The sequence below is a fragment of the Okeania sp. SIO2F4 genome (genome assembly GCF_010672385.1).
In the GTDB taxonomy this organism is placed as follows: Bacteria; Cyanobacteriota; Cyanobacteriia; order Cyanobacteriales; family Microcoleaceae; genus Trichodesmium.
On record NZ_JAAHGT010000522.1, the window covers coordinates 1 to 6,681 of the forward strand.

4 protein-coding genes are annotated in these 6,681 nt (G+C 36.8%); 3 read left to right on the plus strand and 1 reads right to left on the minus strand.

Annotated elements, in window-relative coordinates:
- Positions 1-807: 807 nt before the first annotated feature.
- A complete protein-coding gene (locus tag F6K22_RS26465) occupies positions 808-2,019 on the minus strand; it encodes a hypothetical protein (protein ID WP_293104933.1) in 1,212 nt (403 codons plus the stop codon).
- A gap of 884 nt (positions 2,020-2,903) precedes the next feature.
- Here F6K22_RS26465 and F6K22_RS26470 point away from each other — a divergent pair.
- The 3 genes from F6K22_RS26470 to F6K22_RS26480 are packed head-to-tail and all read left to right on the plus strand — an operon-like array spanning position 2,904 to position 6,262.
- Positions 2,904-4,523, plus strand: a complete 1,620-nt coding sequence (locus tag F6K22_RS26470) for an ATP-binding protein (RefSeq protein ID WP_293104936.1) — start codon at positions 2,904-2,906, stop codon at positions 4,521-4,523.
- A gap of 29 nt (positions 4,524-4,552) precedes the next feature.
- Positions 4,553-4,945 carry a response regulator gene (locus F6K22_RS26475; RefSeq protein WP_293104938.1) on the plus strand — a complete coding sequence of 131 codons (393 nt, stop codon included), beginning with the start codon at positions 4,553-4,555 and terminating at the stop codon, positions 4,943-4,945.
- A 3-nt stretch (positions 4,946-4,948) separates the two neighbouring features.
- A complete protein-coding gene (locus tag F6K22_RS26480) occupies positions 4,949-6,262 on the plus strand; it encodes a diguanylate cyclase (protein ID WP_293104941.1) in 1,314 nt (437 codons plus the stop codon).
- Positions 6,263-6,681: the final 419 nt, after the last annotated feature.

A 6,681-nucleotide genomic window follows, 5' to 3' on the forward strand; every position in this document is an offset into this window, starting at 1 on the left:
CAAGGAAGAAAACCTGATATCAGAATATTTATCAGAAAATTCTGAAAGAAAGGGAGAGTATCCCAAAAAGCTACTATAACAAGGGAGGAGTCAGGAGTCAGGAGTCAGGAGTCAGGAGGGAAGAGTATGAATCCTAAAAACCTAACCCCCCTGTCCCTCTTCCTAACCCCCTTTCCAGGGGGGAAGGAGGGAATGGGGGTTAATAAATAAGCCTCTCTCCTACAAGGAGAGAGGTTTGGAGAGAGGTTTTTATGAGTTTACAAACAGCTACTAAGGACGAAAACAAGGGAGGAGTCAGGAGTCAGTAATACAAACCCCAGAAACCAGGTTTGTATAAGTAGATGTCAGTATTGTGAGATATCTAATATATACAAACCCGGTTTCTGGTTTATACAAAAACAACTTCTCAATTCTCAATTCTGACTTTAGAGAAACCAGGTTTGTGTGAGTAGATGTCAGTATTGTGAGATATCTAAATATCATGTCCGGATAATCAGTGATAAAAAAGTTTTTGTTTGTAGTAGGGATTTAGCCCCATCTTTCAATAGTTCGGGCTAAAGCCCTACTACGAACTTTAATTATAACTATTCAACCGGACATGATATAATATATACAAACCCAGTTCCTGGTTTCTACAAAAATAATATCAAATCCGCTTGATTGAACATAAAAAAAATCTCCAATCGTCATAACTACTAAATCTTTGTAATTCTCTCTCCTCCTGACTCCTGACTCCTAAAGACTTAACCAATCTATAGCTGTTTAACAGGATTTGATATGACTTCTAAATTCTGACTTCTAACTTCCTTATCCCAGTTCATCTGCTACTAAACGTCTGAGAATTTCTGTTATTTCTGCTGCCATCCTAGCATCTATTTCTACTGCTTCTGTGTCAAAATCTCCTAACGCTTTTGCACCACGCAAAGTCATAGCTATAGACCTAACTTTTCCCTGATATTCAAACTGAGTAAAACAAGTATAAGTCAGTTCTGTACGCTTACGACTGCTGCTATACCCAAAACCCATTTTAGATAAAATAACAGGAGATTTAATACTATTTTGAATTCCCAATTTTGCTAGAGCAACATCCACATAACGAGAAGTATCTTTGCCAGCATTCCTAATAAAAGGTTGCAAATTTTCCCAAGACATTCCTGGTAGTTTTGCTGGTTCTGGCAAATGATAATACCATCCTACCATTGACATAATTCTGGTTAGGTCGTAAGCAGTAACAGTATTTTCTCTAGTCTGGTCTTCTCGCTTTTTACTTTCCGATGCTGCACTTAATAAAACTTGGTTATCTTGTACAATTTCAGGTGACATAATAAAGGGTTCTTCACCATATAAACCTTGAAATTCTGTATGATTATTACCTGTAATTTCCTTCAACCATGATTCTAAATCAACATAAGTTTGGAAGCATTTAAACATTGCAGATAAAGCATTAGAATTACCTACCTTTTTTGCATAAGTAATCACATCTTCTACAGCTTCATTAAAGTCTATATTTTTGCCATCGCCTCGAATTTGACAAGTATTAATATCGCTATTAAGAGAACAAATTACATTTAAAATTGCGATGATTTTAGTAGAACTCCAATACTGACATTTGTCAAGAGAATTTCTACCTAACCAACGAGATTTAAAGGGTCCGCCTGCAGTACCACCTAGGCAAATACAGGCTTGTTTAATATCAGGATGAATAAAACTAAGTGCTTCTTCATCAATTTCTGGAAGTTCGCCAACATGGGGAAAAGCTTTTGCTCCTGGAATGGCTAAACTAGGTAGCATTGTTAAATGTTCTGGATAATTTTCTACCTGGTTTTGATAGGGAGAATTTTGAATGCCTTTATCTAGAATAGCTAGTTTATAACTATTAAAACCAGCTTCAGCTTTTAAGAAGTCGTTGTAGACTTTTTCTCTGTCCATTGCTAATAGTAGAGTGAAGGCTTCTTTTTGGCCAAAAGTGCCGAAAAAGTCTGCCACCATATTCAGAATTTGATCGTTAATGTCTTCCATAATTTGATTTAGCACTAAATTTGACTGTCCTTAGAGATTGAATGTATCAAGAAATATAAAAAGGAGATAGGGAAAAGGGAAAAGGGAACAGGGAATTGGGAATAATCAGGAAGAAATCTAGACAACTATTTGTCACTTAAAAATCTAGGAATATATGTACCTTATCCACCTCTGGTATCTACCAGATTTTACTCCCTTGAAGTATTACCGCTTTTAGATTTTAGTCACTATAGCAATCTGATATGAATTGTGAGATATTGTACACTTTTAGGCAACAGCTCATCTGGCACTATTGCTACAGAGAAGAAGGAAAAAACTGTATCTTCTGAAGATTATAACCACCATATTTTAGATTTTTAGAGAGCAGTAAAATTCTCACATCTGATTCGGTGATTGCTATATTACAATAAACGTAAGCATTCAGCTATTAGCAGTCAGCTATCAGCAATGAAAATGAACAATTACAGCTAAAGTTAGCTGATGATGTCCGCTTTTACAGTAAGTTTTAATTCTCGCTCAACCTCAATCCTAATTCCTCTTGCAAATACAATAAACTCCGAAAGCTGAGAGCTGAGAGCTGACTGCTGAATGCTTACCAATAAACTATGATTTTCCGTCATTATTTTAGGTAGCCCTGTAGATAATTTCCCAGATGATAAAATTATAACTATGATTGAAAAATATCTCCAATTAACTTAATTAATCACTTATTTTTTTGATAATTTTATCCAAGTAAATATTCACAGAAAATTTTTTAAATTATGACTTCTTTATCTCGCAAATCTAACGGATAGCTTACCTGAATTCTGATTCCTAGTCGCCACCAAAATGTTACAACTAAGATAGGATTGCTATGTATAGAGAATTTTACAAAACTTGAAAATATGCCAAATTTGCCACAAATTTCGCCTTCACCCCAACTCAAGTCCAAATTATCAACAGGATTTATATTTGCCTCGGCAATGATAGTAGCGATCGCCAGTGCGACTGTGATTTACCAACTCAATCAGATGACACAAGAGAGTAGCAATGCCAGACTACTTTTAATTCAATTAAAGGAGCAAGTCAGAGCACTTAATTGTCTAGAATGGGAGAGTATTTCTAAAGGTGAAATTGATGAAAATTTCACTGAAGAACTTCCTGAAAAGCAGGAAATAACTGAGACTCTTCTTGAAGAAATTAGAAAAATTGAACAACAGGAAAATCTGCAGAATCTCTGGGATTTATATACCAATTATAAAGCTGTAATTAACAATTCTTGGAAGCTAATTTCTCAGAAAAAAATTGCAGAAGCCCAAGAGATTGGTGCTGTTCAAATTGCTCGACTTTTTGATCGGCTATATGCTGAAATTGAAATACTAGAAGAAGTCTATATTCAGAAGCATCAGCAGACCCGAAAACTTGCCGATATAGGAACAACCTTTGCTTTAATAATGGCAGCCCTTGTAATTGGTATTTTATCCTATAAATTTAGTCAAAGATTGTTGAATAAAAATCAGGAATTAGAAACTGCCTTAATTAATCTCCAACTAACACAGAATCAATTAATTCAACAAGAAAAAATGGCTGCTTTGGGACAACTAATTGCAGGAATAGCCCATGAAATTAATAATCCCCTCGGCGCAATTCAAGCCTCAGCAAACAATACCGATAAGGCTTTAAAAGAAGTTCTCGATGAAATCCCCCATTTACATCAACGTCTCAGTGGTCAAGCAGAAGAAAGCCTTTTTCAGCTAATTGTTCAAGCACTCGAAAACGGACTTTCAATTGCTTCTGAGGAAACTCGTACCCTGAAACGTAAAATTACTGCTCAACTTAAAGAGCATAACATTGAAAATGCTCGATATATTGCAAATCTCTTAGCAGACATGGGAGCTCCGGAAACACCTGATTTGTGGTTGCCCCTGGTCAAAGGCGAACATGGAGAATGGGCGATCGAGTTCGCCTACAATTTGGCTTCCTCCTTTTTTAACAATCAGATTATCCTTAGCGCCGTTGAACGGTCCTCTAAGACAATTTTTGCCCTTAAAAGCTATGCTCGTTTTCAGCCAAATGGCCAGAAGGAGTTGATACAAGTTGTTAATGGGCTAGAAACTGTACTAGAAATTTATCACAATCAACTGAAACGGAATATCCATGTGATTCGAGATTATCAGGATATTCCCGAAATCTGGGGATATCCCGACGAACTGATTCAGGTCTGGACAAATCTAGTTCACAACGCAATTCAAGCTATGGAGTCAGGAGGGACACTGACTATTACCACCCATCAAGAGGAAAATGGGATTCAAGTAAGTATTAAGGATACTGGAGCAGGTATTCCCTCAGAACTGCTGCCCAAAATCTTTGATGCCTTTTTTACCACAAAGTCGGCGGGTGAGGGTAGTGGTTTGGGACTCCACATTTGCCAGAAAATTATTGACAAACATCAGGGATATATAAGAGTGGACAGCCAACCAGGAGATACTATATTTTATATAGGGTTGCCTGTAGGCTCCCCTTAAATCTTTAAAAGTATCTAGAAAGGTTAAGTATGTCTGAGACCGCAATTATTTGTGTTGATGATGAAATGCCCATTCTGAAAGCTCTCAAAGAACAACTCCAACGTGGTTTTGGCAACAAATATATTTATGAGATTGCCCAAAGTGCTCAAGAAGCTTGGGATGTGATTGATGAGTTAGAAGAAGAAGGCGTAAAAATTATGGCCATTGTGTCTGATTGGCTCATGCCTAATACTAAAGGAGATGTGTTTTTAGCTCAAGTTCATCAACGCTTTCCTGAAGTTATTACCGTGATGCTGACTGGGCAAGCTGATGAGGAGGCTATTGAGCGGGCTAGAAAAAAAGCCAACCTTTATGCTTGCCTCTACAAACCCTGGTCAGAGGAAGAATTACAGCAAATTATTAATCAAGCTTTGAATCAGTAAAATATGAAAGGAGTCATTATTTGTGTTGATGATGAGTTGATGATTCTCCAGACTTTGGGGCGGCAACTTAGGCGCAATTTTGGCAAAGACTATAACATTGAGTTAGCTAACAGTGGTGCAGAAGCTCTTTCTCTTTGTGCAGAATTGACAGCAGAGGGCTTAAAAATTCCTTTGATAATTTCCGATCACCATATGGATGAGATGGATGGGGATACCTTGTTGATTGAACTCCACAAGCTTTATCCCAAGATGTTAAAAATTATGCTGACTGGTCAAGCTAATGTTGATTCGGTAGCGAATGTGGTTAATGCTGGTGCTTTATACCGCTACATCTCTAAACCTTGGGATAAAGACGATCTAATACTCACTGTTACTGAAGCTTTACGAAGCTTTGCTCAAGAACAAAAACTTGCTGAACAAAATACCCTGCTCAAGGAAATTAATTCTAAGTTAGAAAATTCTTTATTACTGCTATTAGCGACCCTGGAAGCAACAGCAAATGGCATTCTTGTCCTAGATAGTTCAGGAAAAGTGGTCATTTTTAATCAAAAGTTTGCTGAAATTTGGCATCTACCTGCTTCAACTTCAAAAGATGATAGTCAAAAGCTAGTTGATTTGATTTTAGCAGCTTTGATCAAAGCAGATGCGGTGCTCTTTCAAGCATTACTTATGCAAGAGAATACCAAACAACGGGATTTATTAGTATTAAAAAATGGTAGAATTATTGAGTATGATTCCCAGCCTCAAAAATTATCAGATAAAATTGTTGGTCAGGTCTTGACTTTTCGAGATGTGACTAGAGAAAAGCAAAAACAAGCAAGTATTGAGTATCAAGCATTGCATGATAGTCTTACTAACCTGCCAAATAGAGCTTTATTTGATTTGAAACTTTCTGAAGCTATTACCTATGCTGCTGAAAGTTCACAAATTATGGCGATAATGTTTCTCGATTTAGATAGGTTTAAGGAGGTTAATGATACATTCGGTCACTCAGTGGGAGACCTATTGTTACAGAATGTTAGTCAGCGTCTTGTCCTCTGTTTGAGAGAAGTTGATTTGATTGCCCGTTGGGGAGGAGATGAATTCGGAATTATTTTACCGGAAATTCGCTCTCGAGAAAACGTGATTGAGATTGCCCAAAGATTGATTCAAAGCATGGAGCCAGAATTTATCTTGGAAGGTCATCGTCTCAAGGTAACAACTAGCATTGGAATTGCCTTGTATCCTCAGGATGGTTTAGATAGTAGCACATTACTTCGTAGTGCTGATAGGGCATTGTACCAAGCCAAGAAATCTGGACGTAACAATTATTTTTGAGACTAATATAAGAAAGTTTTTCTCAAGCGCGGTTATGATATAGCTTGTAGTAGGGCTTTAGCCCATGAAATTTGGTAGTCCTTTGATGATTGTGATTTATTGTGGAGGTAGGCAACAGCTTATACAAATTTGATAGAGGAATAGTATTTGCTTGCCCACTTAAATTTTTAAGGGCGTTAGTGAATCAAGCTATGAAATTTAAACAGCTTCATTAATGGATAATTGATAATGGATAATTACCTCTGGTTAAAACCGCACGGGAATTGAATATAAGGAATATTTTCTTTGTTTTCCCCTATCCAAGGGGAGGCTTTAAGGCGCGAATTATTTAATTATTAATTATTAATTATTCGGTAAAATATCAAATGCTTTTTAATGAGGAGTTAGGCAATAGTCATTTCAAGAAAAATCATAGCCCA

Coding starts and splice junctions, on each gene's coding strand:
- F6K22_RS26480 (WP_293104941.1), top strand. CDS start 4,949: ATGAAAGGAGTCATTATTTGTGTTGATGATGAGTTGATGATTCTCCAG.
- F6K22_RS26470 (WP_293104936.1), top strand. CDS start 2,904: ATGCCAAATTTGCCACAAATTTCGCCTTCACCCCAACTCAAGTCCAAA.
- F6K22_RS26465 (WP_293104933.1), bottom strand. CDS start 2,019: ATGGAAGACATTAACGATCAAATTCTGAATATGGTGGCAGACTTTTTC.
- F6K22_RS26475 (WP_293104938.1), top strand. CDS start 4,553: ATGTCTGAGACCGCAATTATTTGTGTTGATGATGAAATGCCCATTCTG.